A 14747-nucleotide genomic window follows, 5' to 3' on the forward strand; every position below is an offset into this window, starting at 1 on the left:
AACTTTATGGGCTACAAGATTTTAGCGATAAATCCCGGCTCAACATCCACGAAGGTCGCCCTCTATGACGAGGAGCGGCCTTTGTTGGATCTGACCCTGCGGCACTCCACGGAGGAGCTGCAACGCTTCACCGACGTGATCGACCAGCTGGACTGGCGTCGGGGTTTGATTCTTTCGGCGCTCCGGGATGCGGAATTTCCGTTGCGGGATCTTTCGGCCGTCATCGGCCGCGGCGGATTGATCCGCCCGATTCCGGCCGGTGTCTACGAAGTGAATTCACGGATGCGCTACGACCTGCGCCACGCGGTGATGAAGCACGCCTGCAACCTGGGCGGACTGCTTGCGGCGCAGATTGCGCACATGGCCAAGGTGAAGGCCTATATCGCCGATCCTCCGGTCGTGGACGAGATGGACGACCGGGCGCGGATCACGGGAATGCCGATGTGCCCGCGGAAATCGGTCTTCCACGCCCTGAACCAGAAGGCGATTGCGCGTCTGCACTGCGCGAAGACGGGGCGAATCTACGAGGAGACGAACCTGATCGTGGCCCACATGGGCGGAGGCATCTCGGTGGCGGCCCACCGCCGGGGCCGGATCGTGGACGTGAACAACGCCCTGGACGGCGACGGGCCCTTCGCTCCGGACCGGGCGGGGAGCATTCCGTCGAGCGAGCTGATCAAGGTCTGCTTTTCGGGGCAGTACACGAAGGAGGAGCTGCTGAAGTTCGTTTCGAGCAAGGGCGGGCTGGTCGCCTACCTGGGGACGAACTCCGTGATTCAGGTGATGGAGCGCATTGCGCAGGGAGACCAGCGGGCCCGGAAGGTGCTGGATGCGATGTGCTACAACATTTCGAAACAGGTCGGCGCGATGGCTGCGGTGCTCGAAGGCCGGGTGGACGGGATTCTGCTGACGGGCGGCATCGCCTACAACGAACCGGTGGTGGATTACATCCGGCGCCATTGCGGGTTCATCGCTCCGGTCACGGTCTACGCGGGAGAGAACGAGCTCGAATCGCTGGTCCAGAATGCGCTGGTGGTGCTCCGGGGCGTCATCACGCCGAAGGTCTACCAATAGCGGAGGCTGCGGCTGACGCGGACGGATAATACGGGGACTACGCTGAGACGGACAGGCCATAGCGGAGGCTGCGGCTGACGCGGACGGAATCGCCATACATACCTGCCGGATGCGGATGCCGGGAAAAATGACAGATCGCCTATTTGCGGGCGATCTGTTGTTTAAGGATGGTGACGACCTCCCGGAAGGCCTCCAGCCGGAATAGTTTCGAAAGCCCGGCGTAAGAGAGAATACCGACGAGAACCTCGGCCGTAAGTCTGAGGAGCGCATTTCCGGGCAGCGCCACGGCGGTCAGGCGCACGGCGGCATACATGGCCAGGGAGACGAGCGTCACGGGCAGCAGGGTTTTCAGGAAGCGGCGGGTCGTGAAGGTCGTAAAGCGGCGTGTCGCCCAGAAGTTGACCGCCATTTCGCAGGCGGCAATCAGGACCATGCCCCAGACCACGGCCATGACGCTGTGCGGGATGGTCACGGCGAAGATAAGGGTCATCAGTATCTTCTTGAGGATTTCGAGCCGGACGATCAGGGGTCCCTTGCTTTTGACCTTCAGGACGTTGTAGGAGACGAGCCCGATGGGATAGAAGATTCCGGAGAGACAGAGGACCTCGAAATAGGGAACGGTCGGCATCCACTCGACGCCGAGAAATACGGCAAACATGTCGTATGCCACGGCGGAGAGTCCGAGCATGATGGGGAACATCACGTAGGCGATGACCAGCACGATCTGCCGGTAGCTTTCGGCGAATTTCGGGGCGTCGTCTCCGATCTTCGCCAGTGCGGGGAAGGTGACGCTCTGTACGGCCTGCATTCCGGTTGTTGCGGGCATGTCCTTGATTTTCACCGCCTGGTCGAAGGATCCGAGGGTTGCGGGATCGTAGAGTTTTCCGAGGAAGAACTGCGGGATCTTGTTGTAGAAGTTGGAGATCAGGTCGGTGGCCATGAGGCTGAAGCTGAAAGGCGCCATTTTCCGGATGGGCCTCCACCCGAAGGCGCCGCGGGGTCTCCAGTCGCTGAGCCACCACAGCAGGAGGGTGCGCACGACAGCGGCGAGGAGCCGTTCGGCGACAAGGGCCCAGATTCCCCAGCCGGTCAATGCCAGGACGATGGCCGCCACACCTCCGACGAGTGCCGAAAGGAAGGTCACCTTGGAGAGGAGTGCGAAGCGGAACTGCCGGACGAAGATGGAGTTCTGGACCGAGCAAAGGGCATTGAGGGGCAGGAGGAGGAAGAAGACGGGTGCGATGCGAGCGATTTCGGGCATGTCGTACCAGCGGGCCGCGAGGGGCGACAGGGCGAGCACCGCGACGTAGAGCAGGGCCGCCATGGCGATATTGAAGAGGAAAACCGACTTGTAGTCGTACTCCCGGGGGTTCCGGTGGCGGATGAGACTTTGGGAGAAGCCTCCGTCGACGATGACGAGCAGAACGGTCACCACGGCCGAGGGGATCGACATGAAGCCGAGGATATCGCGGGTCAGCAGGCGCAGGATCACGAGCCGCACGGCCAGGGTGAGGAGCATGGAACCGATCTTCTCGGCCATGCTCCAGGCCACGCCCTGCGCGACTTTTTCTTTGAGTTCTCCGGCCAACTTCTATGCGTTGTGCCGGGCCGTAATCTCCTCGTTGCGGTGCCGGATGCTCTTCACGGTAGCGATTTCGACGTAGGAAGCGCCGCCGTCGGGACCGAAGCTTCCGCCGACGATGGCCAGCAGATCGTCATCGTTGAGTTTGCGGTACTGATCGATGAACTCCAGCGCATCGACCAGGAAGTGGTAACGGTCCGAGAGCTCCTGGTTGCGAAGGATCGGCACCACGCCGTAGGAGAGGGCGAGAATCCGCTGCGCATGGAGCGAGTAGCAGACGGCCATAACGGTTTTGCGACCGCGGAAAGCGGCCAGATAACGACCCGTGCGGCCGGTTTTGGTGTCGAGGACGACGTACTTGATCGGGAGGTTCGTCGAGGCGCGGACGGCCGAACGGGCGAGCTGGGCGGTGATTTCGTGGTTCACCGAGACCATGTTCATGTCGATCATGGGCTGGAAGTGCTCCTCGTCGCGTTCGATGGCGCGGGCCACGCGGGACATCGTTTCGACAGCCTCGACGGGATAGTCGCCCATGGCGGTTTCGTCGCTGAGCATCACGGCATCGACCCGTTCGTAGATGGCGCTGGCCACGTCGCTGACTTCGGCACGGGTCGGGCGGGGCGACTTGACCATCGAATAGAGCATCTGGGTGGCGATGATCACGGGCCGCTTGGCGCAGATGCACTTCTCGACGATACGCCGCTGGGCGTTGGGAATGGCCTCGGCGGGGAGTTCGACACCGAGGTCGCCGCGGGCCACCATGATTCCGTAGGAGGCCTCGATGATCTCGTCGATGTTGTCGAGCCCCTCCTGGTTCTCGATCTTGGAGATGATCTTGATCTTGCTGCCGTGCGCGTCGAGAATATCCTGCACGGCCTTGACGTCGCGGGCCGAACGGACGAACGAATGGGCGATGAAGTCGACGTCGTTGCGCACGGCCCATTCGATGAACCGGCGGTCCTTCTCGGTGACGGAGGGGAGGTCGATCGAGACGCCGGGGACATTGACGCTCTTTCGGGAGCGCATGGCCCCGCCGATCACGAATTCGCAGTCAAGTTCCTCGTCGTTCTTTCCGAGGACGCGGATCTCCAGTTCACCGTCGGCAATGAGCATCCGGGCCCCGACGGGAATATCGCGGACGATCGAGGGGACGTTCATGTAGACGACCTTGCGGGTCGTGCGGTCCGAACCGTCGGAGCCGCGCACGGCGACCCGGTCTCCGGCCTGGAAGCGGATGCTGTTTCCGTATTCGTCGGCAATCGTCGTGACACGGATCTCGGGGCCTTTGGTGTCGATCATGATCGGGATGGCGGGATTGACCCGGTGTACGGTTTCGACGATCTTCGTGGCACCCTCTTCGGTAACGTGGGCGGAGTTCACGCGCACCACGTCCATTCCGGCATCGAAAAGTTTCTGTACGAACTCCTCGGTACAGCGGAAATCGGACATCGTGGCGACGATCTTGGTTTTTTTCATGCGATACATAAAACACTCAGTTTTTCGTTTTCAGATATATTCAGCGATTCCCGGCTATCGGACGGGATTCAGCAGCGCCTCAACGCCCAGCCGATAGGAGTCGAGCCCGAATCCCATGATGGAGCCCCTGGCCACGGGAGCGAGCATGGAGGTGTGGCGGAACCCCTCGCGGGCGAGGATCGAGGAGATATGGACCTCGACGACCGGCACGGAGACCGCCGCCACGGCATCGCGCAGGGCCACGGAGGTGTGGGTATAGCCTCCGGCATTGAGGACGATACCGTCGTAACGGCCGTCAGCCTGCTGCACGGTATCGATGAGCACGCCTTCGTGATTCGACTGGAGATAATCGAAGTCCACGTGGGGGTAACGCCCCTTCAACTCCTCAAAAAAACCTTCGAAGGTGCGGGAGCCGTAGATTTCGGGATCGCGGCGGCCCTGCAGGTTGAGGTTCGGGCCGTTGAGAATCAATATTTTCATGAGTTGTCAGCTATAAAATTCGAAGTGCGGAGCACAAGAGACGCATTTCGGGAACAAAGGTAGTTATTTTCGCCGAAAAAACGGTATCTTTGCCTCACGGGCACATCAAAAAACATGACGGAATTCGGATTCATCGACCAAATACGGAGGCTTTTCGCCGCACTTCCCGACAACGGATTCGAGGGGATCGGCGACGATTGTGCCGTACTGCCGCTCACGGACGGCGAAGTGCTGGTCTTCACGTCAGACCTGCTTACCGAAGGGGTTCACTTCCTGCGTTCGGCGACCACGGCCCGGGAATTGGGCAGCAAATCCCTCGCCGTAAACCTGAGCGACGTAGCGGCGATGGGCGTGCGTCCGGTTGCGACACTGCTGTCGATCGCCCTGCCGCGGGATGCCGCGGGGAGTTGGGCGCTGGAGTTCATGGAGGGTTACCGGGCGCTCTCGGCACGCTACGGCACGCCGCTCGTCGGCGGGGACACGACGCGCTCCGAATCGGGCATCACGATCAACGTCACGGCGATCGGCCGGGGCGCGGCGACCCGTCTCAAACGTCGCCGGGACGCCCTTGCGGGGGATACGGTCTTCGTGGCCGGGGAGCTGGGGGCTTCGGGAACGGGCCTGCAGGATATTCTGGCGGGGCGCCCCGACACGCCGCTGGCGGCCGTGCACCGCAATCCGCAGCCGCAGGTCGACGAGGGGATCTGGCTCGGCGGGCGGGCGGAGGTCCATGCGATGATGGACCTTTCGGACGGCCTGGCCTCGGACCTGGGGCACATTCTCGAACTTTCGCACACGGGAGCGGAGATCGACCTGGAACGCATTCCGGTCGCCGCGGGTTCGGACCTGCGGACGGCGGCCTGCGGCGGCGAGGATTACAAACTGCTCTTCACGGCGGCCCCGGAGGGTGCCGAACGGCTTGCCGCGGAATTCCAGGCACAATTCGGCACCCCGCTCCACCCCATCGGGCGCATCACCCCGGACGGGGGTCTGACGTGGCTGCGCAACGGACGCCCCGAAGCACTCGACTGGCACGGTTTTGCCCATTATTAGACCGCCGACATGAAAAAGGCCCGCTTTCCATGCGGGTCCTTCAATCCGGAACTACTCTTCGAGGATATAGACATGCTCGTCGCGCCGCTGCATGTGGTAATGCTCGCGGGCATAGGCTTCGAGATAATCGTCGAACCGCAACTGTTCCAGCAGGGCGCTGTCGAGCGCGATTTTCTCCACATAGAAACTCCGCTCGTGCTCCAGGGCATTGATCTGCCGTTTGATCTTCACGGCATGTATGGCATTTCGCCCGATCACGAAGAGCGAAAAGACGACGATCACCGACGTGAGGACGATCCAGAATCTGCGGCCGAGCTGAATATTCATCTATGGGATATGCATGTACTTGTGGGTCTGGATGGAGATATTCCAGCGGGGATGCGCCTTGGCATACTCGACCAGCAGGGGCATGACCTGCCCGGCGACGCTCCATTCGGGCTGGAGGTAGAGCAGGCAGCGTTTCCGGACCCGGGCGGCATTCCGTTCGGCCCACTCCAGATCGGCTTCCGACTCGACGATGACCTTCAGTTCGTCGGCCCTTGCGAACGCCTCCTCCAGAGGAGGCTGCTGGCGTTTGGGCGAGAGGCACACCCAGTCGAAGACGCCGCTGAAGGGATGTGAGCCCGAAGTTTCGAGGAAGATTTCGAGCCCCCGGGCGCGGAGCTCCTCGGTCAGAACGCCCAGCGGATAAAGCAGCGGCTCGCCCCCCGTAATGACGATGGCCTGAGCGGGACAGGCCGTGGCGCGGTCGATCACGGTCTGCACGTCGGTCGGGGGATAGAGCGTCGGATTCCACGTGTACTTGGCATCGCACCAGCGGCACCCGACATCACAGCCGCCCAAACGGATAAAATAGGCGGGTTTTCCGGCATGGAATCCCTCGCCCTGAATGGTATAGAAATCCTCGACAAGGGGCAGTCTGCGCCCGCCGCCGAAGAGTGCGGGATCGATCGTGAGAGCCATTATTCCGTAACGACGTAAATATCCTTCAGGCTGCGGCCCAGCTGGTCGTAGTCGAGGCCGTATCCGACGATAAATTCGTTGCCGATCTCCATGGCTTTGTACTTGATGGGGCGCTCCTTGCGGTAGGACCCGGGTTTGAAGAAGAGCGTGCAGACCTCGATGGAGGCGGGTTTTCGGGTTTCGAGGTCACGAATCATGTGGTCGATCGACTCCCCGGTATCGACGATGTCCTCGACGATGATCACGTGTCGGCCCTCGATAGAGTTGTTCAACCCGATGAGGCTTCGGACCTGCCCGGAGGATTCGGTACCCTCGTAGGAGGCGAGTTTCACGAACGAGAGTTCGTTCTGGAACTGGATTTTCTTGATCAGGTCGCTCATGAACATGAACGAACCGTTCAGAATGCCGAGGAAAATCGGGGTCTCCTTTCCGGCGTAATCCTGATTGATCCGCCGGGCGACGGCTTCGACGGCTCGGTCGATTTCAGCGGCCGGGATCATGATTCTGAACTTTTTGTCGTGAAGTTTTATGACATCCTCCATTTGGGTTCAGGATTTTAAGCATTAAGGGAATTCGGATGTGCAAAAATAGAAAATTGCGGAGAAGAAACGAAGAAACGAAGCTGTTTTTTTACAAGATTCGGTCCGAACGGCCCTGCGTACAGGGTGGCGTTCGGACCGAACCGCAACGTACCGGCGTATCGGCACCGGCTATCCGACCGGGACTATACGAGGCCGGAGAATCCCATGAAGGCCATGGCCAGAATACCGGCGGTGATCAGGGCGATGGGGATTCCCTTGAAAGCCTTGGGGACATCCTCGAAATCGAGGCGTTCGCGGATTCCGGCGAAGAGCACCAGCGCAAGGGCGAATCCCAAGGCCGTAGCGACCGAGTAGGTCACGCTCTGCAGGAGGTTGAACTCCTTCTGGATCATGAGGATGGCCACGCCGAGCACGGCGCAGTTGGTCGTGATCAGGGGGAGGAAGATTCCGAGGGCCTGATAGAGCGACGGGGAAAGTTTCTTAAGGATGATTTCGACCATCTGGACGAGCGCCGCGATCACGAGGATGAAGACGATGGTCTGCATGTACTCGATGTGGAGCGGGACGAGGATATAGGTCTGAATGGGCCATGCGACGAGAGCCGTGAGCGCCATGACGAACGTAACGGCGGCGCCCATACCCATCGAAGTTTCGACTTTGGACGAAACGCCGAGGAAGGGGCAGATGCCGAGGAACTGGGCCAGGACGACGTTGTTGACGAAGATGGCGCCGATAATGATTGCGAAATAAGAGATCTCCATGACTACTTCTTGGCTAATTTGTTAAACAGGACCATCAAGTATCCCAACACGAGGAAGGCTCCGGGTGCGAGGACGAAGATCAGCGGGGTGTAGTCGGCAAGTCCGAGGCTGACACCGAAGATGGCGCCGCTGCCGAGGATCTCGCGCACGGCACCGATGACCGTCAGCGACAGGGTGAACCCGAGACCGATGCCCACACCGTCGAGCATCGAGTCGACGGGGGAGTTTTTCGAGGCGAAGGCCTCGGCACGCCCGAGGATGATGCAGTTGACGACGATCAGCGGGATGAATACGCCGAGCGAGGCATAGAGAGGCGGCACGAAGGCCTGCATCAACATCTGGATGATGGTCACGAACGAAGCGATCACGACGATGAAGGCCGGAATACGGACCTTGTCGGGGATCAGATTCTTGATGAGCGAGATCACAAGGTTCGACATGACGAGTACGGCGGCCGTAGCGAGGCCCATGCCCATACCGTTCTCGGCCGAAGTGGTCGTACCCAGCGTGGGGCACATACCGAGCACCAGCACGAACGTCGGGTTGTTCTTGATGATGCCGCTGATTGCGATTTTCAGTTTATTCATTTTGCCCTCCTTCCTGAGCTTCCGGCTCGTTGGTTTGTGCAGCAGCGGTATTGGTGGCACCGGATGCGGTATCGGTGACGGCCACGCCCTCGGCGACGCTTCTGTAAGCCATCCAGGCGCGATTTACGGCATCGACATAGGCCCGCGAGGAGATCGTTGCCGCGGTGAGTGCATCGACATCGCCGCCGTCCTTCTTCACGGCGAGTTTTCCGTCGACGAGTTTCTTGTTTTCGAGTTTCTGGCCCTGGATGCTGCCCAGCAGGACATTGCCTTCGTCGGCCATCTTGGTCCCCAGACCGGGGGTTTCGGCCTGTTCGAGGACGTTGACGTTGACGACCTCGCCGTCGGGCGTAAACCCGACCATCAGACGGATCACGCCGTTGAAGCCCTGCTTGGTCATGGTCTGCACGGCATATCCGGCGACCTCGCCGCCGTTCGAGGCGGTGTAGACCGTGATGGGCATTTCGTCGATCGTCAGGGTCTGCTCCTCGGTCGTCTCGAATGCCGGGAGGACCTCCATAAGTGCGGCCTTCGTGGCGGCCTCCTTGGCCAGGGCGATCGGCTCTTCGGTGATCATGTTGACAACGCCGACTCCGGCCGACGCGATGAGCGTGATGCCGAAGAGGACGGAGGTCATGTTGACAAGTGTACTTTTCATGGTTGCCTCCTCCTATTTTACGACGCCGAAGCGTTTGGGTTTGACATACTTGTTGATCAGGGGCACGCAGGCGTTCATCATCAGGATGGCGAACGACATACCCTCGGGATAGGCACCCCACAGACGGATGAGCATCGTGATGACGCCGATTCCGATGGCGAAGATCACGCCGCCCTTGACGGTCATCGGCGAGGTCGAGTAGTCGGTAGCCATGAAGACCGAGCCGAGGATGGCACCGCCGGCGAGGACATGGAACAGGGGCAGCTGCCAGAGCATTTCGCCCGACTCGCCCGAGCAGAGGGCCACGAGGAAGGCGAAGAGAGCCATTGTGGCGAGGATCGTCACGGGGATGTGCCACGTGATGACGCGGCGCCAGAGCAGGTAGACGAAGCCGAGGAGCAGGGCCAGCGTGGCGACCTCACCCAGCGAACCGGGCATGTTGCCGAGCAGGAGATCCTGCACGCCGAGGACATCGGGACCTGCGACCTCCTGCTTGACGGCGGCCAGGGGCGTAGCGCCCGAGAGGGCGTCGAAGGCGCCGGTGACGGGCAGGGGCCAGGTGGTCATCTGCACGGGATAGGCGATCAGCAGGAAGACACGGCCGACGAGCGCCGGGTTGAAGGGGTTCTTGCCGAGGCCGCCGAAGGTCATCTTGGCGATGGCGATGGCGACGAAGGCTCCGATGACGACGATCCACCAGGGAATCGAAGCCGGGAGGTTGAAGGCCAGCAGCACACCGGTAACGACTGCCGACCAGTTGGAGATGGTGAGCGACCCGCGGACGAGGAATTTCTGGATCAGGAATTCGAACAGCACGCAGGCAGCGACCGAGATGGCCGTCACGCGGAGCACGTCGACCCCGAAGACGATGGCCGAGACGACCAGCGCAGGCAACAGGGCGATCACCACGTCACGCATGATGCAGGCCGTCGACTGAGCGGTCTGGACGTGCGGTGCGGGAGCGACAATAAGTTTGTTTGCCATAAGTGTTATCGTAAAATTTTAACTTTTCGGGTTTATCGTGCGGGGCTTATTTTTTGGGAGCGGCCGCAGCGGCACGGGCTCGGATGCGGCCCATGACGGTCTGTTTACCGAGGCGCACCCAGTCGAGCAGGGGCAGGTAGGCCGGGCAGGTGGACTGGCAGCAGCCGCACTCGATGCAGGAGGTGATCATGCGGGCTTCGAGTTCGTCCCAGTTCTTCTTCTGGGTCATCTTCGAGAGGAAGTAGGGCTCCAGACCCATGGGGCAGGCGGCAACGCACTTGGCGCACTTGATGCACTGGGAAGCCTCCCGGCGGCGGGCATCCTTCTCCGACATGACGGTGATTCCCGAGCAGCCCTTCGTAACGGGCGAGTCGAGGTTGACCATCGCGCGGCCCATCATCGGGCCTCCGTTGATGACCTTGCCGGCATTTTCGGGCAGGCCTCCGGCGGCGGCGATCAGGGCCGAGACGGGGGTACCCATGCGTGTAAGGAGATTTTTGGGCTCCTTGAGGTTCTTGCCGGTGATGGTGACGACGCGCTGGATGAGCGGCAACCCCTTCTGCACGGCCTGGTAGACGGCGAAGGTGGTCGAGGCGTTGCAGACCACGGCGCCGACATCGATCGGCAGAGCGGGCGGAGGCGGGACCTGACGGCCCGTGACGGCCGCGATCAACTGCTTTTCGCCGCCCTGCGGGTAGCGGACCTTCAGGGGCACGACCTCGATGCCCTTGTATTGGGCGGCGATCTTCGAGAGATGGGCGATGGCATCGGGCTTGTTGTTCTCGATGCCGATGTAAGCCTTATCGACGCCGACGGCCTTCATCAGGATCGTGACGCCGACGAGCATCTCCTCACCGTGCTCCAACATCATGCGGTGGTCGGAGGTCAGATAGGGCTCGCACTCCACGCCGTTGATGATGACGCATTCGGCCTTCTTCCCGGCGGGGATCGAGAGTTTGACATGCGTGGGGAACGTGGCGCCGCCCATACCGACGATACCGGCCTCCTTGATTTTGGCGATGATCTCCTGCGCCGACAGGCTGCACTCCTTGACGAGCGTCTCCGAGCGGTCGATCCCTTCGGCCCACTCGTCGCCTTCGCGCTTGATGGTGATCATCATCTGGCGCAGGCCCTGACCGTTGGCGACCATGTCGACGGCCGTGACGGTACCCGAAATCGGGGCGTGGATGTTCGCCGACATGAAGCTGCCGGCCTCGGCGATGAGCTGGCCCGTGAGGACCTTGTCGCCCTTGGCGACCTTGGCCACGGCCGGGGCACCGATATGCTGTGCAAGGGGGATATTGACCACCTCGGGCAACGGAAGCACCTCGATGGGTTTGGCGCTGCTCAGTTTGTTTTCCGACGGATGGACTCCGCCCATTGGAAATGTCTTCATATCTCTGCTGACGTTTTTTTACGATTCATGACTGGGCTCTTTCGTTGCAGCGGGAGCGGTTTTCGGAGCGGCCTTTCCGGCGGCCTTCTCGACGACCTTCTCAGCAGCCGGAGCAGCCTTCGGGGCCTCCTTTTCAGCCTTCGGGGCGGCCTTTTCGGCAGCCTTCTCGACGACCTTCTCAGCAACCGGAGCAGCCTTCGGGGCGGCGGGAGCGGCTTTCGGGGCGGCGGGAGCCTTGGGCTCCTTGGGCAGCGGATCCATGCCGACCAGTTTGATGGCACCCGTCGGACACTCGTTCACGCACTTGCGGCAGAGTTTGCACTTCTGCGGGTCGATGTAAGCAAGGTTGTTCTCCACGGTGATGGCGCCGAAAGCACACACCTTCTCACACTTGCCGCAACCGATACATCCGGTCTTGCAGGCCTTCATGACGACGGCGCCCTTGTCCTTCGAGACGCACGAAACATAGACCGCACGGTTCTTGGGCCACTTTTTGCGCAGTTCGATGACCATTTTGGGGCAGGCCTTGACGCAGGCACCGCAGGCGGTACACTTTTCGGGATCGACCTCGGGGAGTCCGGTCTCGGGATTCATGTGAATGGCGTCGAAAGCGCAGGCTGCGACGCAATCCCCCAGCCCGAGGCATCCGAACGCGCACCCGGTCTCACCGGCGTAGAGCGACGCGACCACAGCGCACGATTTGGCGCCGTTGTACTCATTGGTCCGGGGGCGTTTTTCGCAGGTTCCGCCGCAACGGACCGTAGCGACTTCGGGCTGTTTTTCAGCCGCGGCCTTTCCGAGGTAGGCCGCAATGACCTTCATGCAGTCGCCGCCGCCCACGGGGCAGAAGAGCTCGGAGATGTCATCGCGCTTGACCAGGGCATCGGCCATACCTCGACAACCGGCGAAACCGCAACCGCCGCAATTTGCTCCGGGCAGCATTTTCTCCACCTCGTCGATGCGGGGGTCCTCCTCGACGCGGAACTTCTGGGCCACGAAGTAGAGGATCACGGCAGCGAGCACACCCAACACGCACAGTGTCAGGATCGTGTAAAGTAATACTTCCATCAGATTTTAGTTATTGTAAATTGAATTGTGTGTTCGATTTTTCGACGGCAGATCCAGAGGGCGACGTAGTAGAGGGCCACGCTGCCCAAAGCGGCCAGGACGCCGACCCCGTCACTGGCACCGAAGACCGCCACGGCAAGGACGAGGGCCGCCAACAGGACGACGAGCGCCCCGCCATAGGCCAGCAGGACGGCGATGCGTCCCGCCTTTTTGCGCACGCCGACCGAGACGGCCTGCCCGGGGCGGTAATCCGCGGCGTCGGGCGCAGGGACGACAACGATCTTCTCCTGCGCCTCGGCCATACCGCAGGCCTGACGGGCCTGGCAGGCACCGCAGGCGCTCCGGGAGGTGATCTTCACAAGGACGGCGCCCTTTTCGACGCGCTCCACGACGCCTTCGTGTTCGATTATCCCCGGTTCCACGCCTCAGTCTCCGTATTTGTTCGTAAGCGGCATCAGCCGTTCGTGACCGAACGAGCACGACGAGAGGCGCAGGACGGGCGGAAACTGGAAACGTTTCTTCTCGTTGCGCATGATCATGGAGTGTATCTTCTCGACGACTTCGGAGTCGAATCCGGCATTGATGATCTCCTCGCGATGCTGCCCCTCCTCGATCATGCGGAAAAGGATGGCATCGACAACCTCGTAGGGCGGGAGAATATCGCTGTCCTTCTGTCCGGGACGGAGTTCCGAGGAAGGTTCCTTGGTCAGGATGCTCTCGGGGATGACATTGCCGCGCGTGCGGTTGATATAGCGGGCAACGTCGTAGATTTCGCTTTTGTAGAGGTCGCCCGTGGGGCTGAAGGCACCGGCCGTATCGCCGTAGAGGGTGCAGAAACCCAGGGCGTTTTCGCTTTTGTTCGAGGAGTTGAGCAGCACATGGCCGGTCTTGTTCTGCAGGGCCATGAGCAGGACCGTGCGAATGCGGGACTGGATATTCTCCTCCGTGGCATCGAACTCCGTCCCGCCGATAACGGGCTTCAGGGTATCGACCACGCTGTTGTAGATCTCCGAGATGGGGATGACGTTGTATTCGATTCCGAGGTTGCGGGCCAGCTCCTTGGCATCCTCGACGGATTCGTCGGAGGAGAACGGCGAAGGCATGAGCAGTGCGCGGACATTTTCGGGGCCGAGGGCGTCGGCAGCGATGCAGGCCACGACGGAGGAGTCGATACCGCCCGAGAGTCCGACAGCGGCCTTTTCATAATTGTTTTTGTGGAAGAAGTCGCGCAGTCCGCAACGGGCAGCCTCGTAGACGAGTCTCGTACGGTCGTTGTAGGTCGAAGGGATCAGGATCGGCTCGTACTCGGCCCGGGTATCGAAGATCTGGAAATCCTCCTCGAAGTTCTTCATCATCAGAACGGGTTCACCGCGTTTGTTCAGGGCCCCGGAGGTGCCGTCGTAGACGATCTCCGTGGATCCGCCGACCTGGTTGACCATAACGAGGTTCTTGCCCTCGACGAAGGCCAGGTTGCGCATCATTTCATAGCGGTAGATCATGGTGCCCTTCCCGTATCGTCGGGCATTGATGGAGATGATGGTTTCGACGGACTTGTCGAAATCGTGCTCGCGGCTGAGGTCGTCGCCGACGATGATCGCGCACTTGTGGCCCTTGATCGTGGCGTATTCATACCCTTTGGAGGGGGAGAGGAAGCCCATTTCGCGGCGGGCCGTAATGTATTTTTTGCCGACATAGCGGAGGACCTTGCGGTCCTGGATGAGTGCTGCGGCACTGATCGTACCCTGTGCAGTAAGGATCGGGAGACCGACGATGGCGGCGATACCGTCGCAGCAGGAAGCTATTTCAACGAGCGCATCTTCACAGAGTTCGAGGAACGTGGTTTTGCGAAAGAGGTCGAAAGCCGGAGTTCCGCTGACGGCCTGCTCGGCGAAAATCACCAGATCGGCGTGCCGGGCCTTTGCCTTGTTGATGGAATCGATGATTTTGGAGGTATTGCCGTCGATATCACCGATCGTGTAATTTAGCTGGGCTATGGCTATTTTCATGGCAGTAATTTAAGTCGGAAAAATCCATCGCGGCAAATTTAAGGATTATTTGCAAAAGACGAAAATCTTTTCGGTGTTAATAAATTCACATTCTCGACTTTACAAAAATCTTTAAAA

At 60.7% G+C, this 14747-nt stretch carries 16 protein-coding genes; 2 read left to right on the forward strand and 14 right to left on the reverse strand.

Annotation, left to right across the window (positions count from 1 at the left end; all coding sequences use genetic code 11):
* Positions 1 to 6: 6 nt before the first annotated feature.
* The gene (gene buk / locus ABGT65_RS00515) at positions 7 to 1074 is read left to right on the forward strand and encodes a butyrate kinase (RefSeq protein WP_346699276.1); all 1068 of its coding nucleotides are present in this window, start codon (positions 7 to 9) and stop codon (positions 1072 to 1074) included.
* A gap of 139 nt (positions 1075 to 1213) precedes the next feature.
* Here the strand turns inward: buk and ABGT65_RS00520 are convergent, their stop codons facing one another.
* From ABGT65_RS00520 to aroQ, 3 genes are read right to left on the reverse strand one after another with little or no spacing between them, the layout of a single operon-like run.
* The gene (locus ABGT65_RS00520) at positions 1214 to 2662 is read right to left on the reverse strand and encodes a lipopolysaccharide biosynthesis protein (RefSeq protein ID WP_346699277.1); all 1449 of its coding nucleotides are present in this window, start codon (positions 2660 to 2662) and stop codon (positions 1214 to 1216) included.
* Between the two features lie 3 nt (positions 2663 to 2665).
* Positions 2666 to 4141, reverse strand: a complete 1476-nt coding sequence (pyk, locus tag ABGT65_RS00525) for a pyruvate kinase (RefSeq protein WP_346699278.1) — start codon at positions 4139 to 4141, stop codon at positions 2666 to 2668.
* A gap of 45 nt (positions 4142 to 4186) precedes the next feature.
* Positions 4187 to 4612 (reverse strand): type II 3-dehydroquinate dehydratase, encoded by a 426-nt coding sequence (aroQ, locus tag ABGT65_RS00530; RefSeq protein WP_346699279.1) that lies wholly within the window; start codon positions 4610 to 4612, stop codon positions 4187 to 4189.
* A 114-nt stretch (positions 4613 to 4726) separates the two neighbouring features.
* Here aroQ and thiL point away from each other — a divergent pair, with 114 nt between their 5' ends.
* Positions 4727 to 5665, forward strand: a complete 939-nt coding sequence (gene thiL / locus ABGT65_RS00535) for a thiamine-phosphate kinase (RefSeq protein WP_346699280.1) — start codon at positions 4727 to 4729, stop codon at positions 5663 to 5665.
* Between the two features lie 51 nt (positions 5666 to 5716).
* On the opposite strand, the gene ABGT65_RS00540 is transcribed toward thiL, so the two are convergent.
* From ABGT65_RS00540 to ABGT65_RS00590, 11 genes are all read right to left on the reverse strand, one after another.
* Entirely contained in the window at positions 5717 to 5992 is a 276-nt protein-coding gene (locus tag ABGT65_RS00540) for a septum formation initiator (RefSeq protein ID WP_346699281.1), read from the reverse strand.
* Positions 5993 to 6628, reverse strand: coding sequence for a 7-carboxy-7-deazaguanine synthase QueE (locus ABGT65_RS00545; RefSeq protein WP_346699282.1), 636 nt, complete (start codon positions 6626 to 6628; stop codon positions 5993 to 5995).
* On the reverse strand, positions 6628 to 7170 hold the full coding sequence (gene hpt / locus ABGT65_RS00550) for a hypoxanthine phosphoribosyltransferase (RefSeq protein ID WP_346699283.1): 543 nt from the start codon (positions 7168 to 7170) through the stop codon (positions 6628 to 6630). Before hpt ends, ABGT65_RS00545 begins: the two co-directional genes overlap by 1 nt.
* A 182-nt stretch (positions 7171 to 7352) precedes the next feature.
* Positions 7353 to 7931: an electron transport complex subunit RsxA gene (rsxA, locus tag ABGT65_RS00555; protein WP_346699284.1), complete on the reverse strand. Its 579-nt coding sequence runs from the start codon at positions 7929 to 7931 to the stop codon at positions 7353 to 7355.
* 2 nt (positions 7932 to 7933) lie between these two features.
* Positions 7934 to 8518: an electron transport complex subunit E gene (locus ABGT65_RS00560; protein ID WP_346699285.1), complete on the reverse strand. Its 585-nt coding sequence runs from the start codon at positions 8516 to 8518 to the stop codon at positions 7934 to 7936.
* Positions 8511 to 9176 (reverse strand): RnfABCDGE type electron transport complex subunit G, encoded by a 666-nt coding sequence (locus ABGT65_RS00565; RefSeq protein ID WP_346699286.1) that lies wholly within the window; start codon positions 9174 to 9176, stop codon positions 8511 to 8513. The genes ABGT65_RS00560 and ABGT65_RS00565 overlap by 8 nt, the downstream gene beginning before the upstream one ends.
* Before the next feature lie 12 nt (positions 9177 to 9188).
* Entirely contained in the window at positions 9189 to 10160 is a 972-nt protein-coding gene (locus ABGT65_RS00570; RefSeq protein WP_346699287.1) for an RnfABCDGE type electron transport complex subunit D, read from the reverse strand.
* A 46-nt stretch (positions 10161 to 10206) separates the two neighbouring features.
* On the reverse strand, positions 10207 to 11556 hold the full coding sequence (rsxC, locus tag ABGT65_RS00575) for an electron transport complex subunit RsxC (RefSeq protein WP_346699288.1): 1350 nt from the start codon (positions 11554 to 11556) through the stop codon (positions 10207 to 10209).
* 18 nt (positions 11557 to 11574) lie between these two features.
* Positions 11575 to 12624, reverse strand: a complete 1050-nt coding sequence (locus tag ABGT65_RS00580) for an RnfABCDGE type electron transport complex subunit B (protein ID WP_346699289.1) — start codon at positions 12622 to 12624, stop codon at positions 11575 to 11577.
* Complete coding sequence (locus tag ABGT65_RS00585) at positions 12624 to 13046, reverse strand: SoxR reducing system RseC family protein (RefSeq protein WP_346699290.1); 423 nt, start codon at positions 13044 to 13046, stop codon at positions 12624 to 12626. The genes ABGT65_RS00580 and ABGT65_RS00585 overlap by 1 nt, the downstream gene beginning before the upstream one ends.
* Before the next feature lie 3 nt (positions 13047 to 13049).
* Entirely contained in the window at positions 13050 to 14630 is a 1581-nt protein-coding gene (locus ABGT65_RS00590; protein ID WP_346699291.1) for an NAD+ synthase, read from the reverse strand.
* Positions 14631 to 14747 lie beyond the last annotated feature (117 nt).

The sequence above is a fragment of the uncultured Alistipes sp. genome, assembly GCF_963931675.1.
GTDB lineage: Bacteria > Bacteroidota > Bacteroidia > Bacteroidales > Rikenellaceae > Alistipes.

Coding starts and splice junctions, on each gene's coding strand:
- thiL (WP_346699280.1), top strand. CDS start 4,727: ATGACGGAATTCGGATTCATCGACCAAATACGGAGGCTTTTCGCCGCA.
- pyk (WP_346699278.1), bottom strand. CDS start 4,141: ATGTATCGCATGAAAAAAACCAAGATCGTCGCCACGATGTCCGATTTC.
- ABGT65_RS00565 (WP_346699286.1), bottom strand. CDS start 9,176: ATGAAAAGTACACTTGTCAACATGACCTCCGTCCTCTTCGGCATCACG.
- aroQ (WP_346699279.1), bottom strand. CDS start 4,612: ATGAAAATATTGATTCTCAACGGCCCGAACCTCAACCTGCAGGGCCGC.
- ABGT65_RS00560 (WP_346699285.1), bottom strand. CDS start 8,518: ATGAATAAACTGAAAATCGCAATCAGCGGCATCATCAAGAACAACCCG.
- buk (WP_346699276.1), top strand. CDS start 7: ATGGGCTACAAGATTTTAGCGATAAATCCCGGCTCAACATCCACGAAG.
- rsxA (WP_346699284.1), bottom strand. CDS start 7,931: ATGGAGATCTCTTATTTCGCAATCATTATCGGCGCCATCTTCGTCAAC.
- ABGT65_RS00545 (WP_346699282.1), bottom strand. CDS start 6,628: ATGGCTCTCACGATCGATCCCGCACTCTTCGGCGGCGGGCGCAGACTG.
- ABGT65_RS00590 (WP_346699291.1), bottom strand. CDS start 14,630: ATGAAAATAGCCATAGCCCAGCTAAATTACACGATCGGTGATATCGAC.
- hpt (WP_346699283.1), bottom strand. CDS start 7,170: ATGGAGGATGTCATAAAACTTCACGACAAAAAGTTCAGAATCATGATC.
- rsxC (WP_346699288.1), bottom strand. CDS start 11,556: ATGAAGACATTTCCAATGGGCGGAGTCCATCCGTCGGAAAACAAACTG.
- ABGT65_RS00540 (WP_346699281.1), bottom strand. CDS start 5,992: ATGAATATTCAGCTCGGCCGCAGATTCTGGATCGTCCTCACGTCGGTG.
- ABGT65_RS00570 (WP_346699287.1), bottom strand. CDS start 10,160: ATGGCAAACAAACTTATTGTCGCTCCCGCACCGCACGTCCAGACCGCT.
- ABGT65_RS00580 (WP_346699289.1), bottom strand. CDS start 12,624: ATGGAAGTATTACTTTACACGATCCTGACACTGTGCGTGTTGGGTGTG.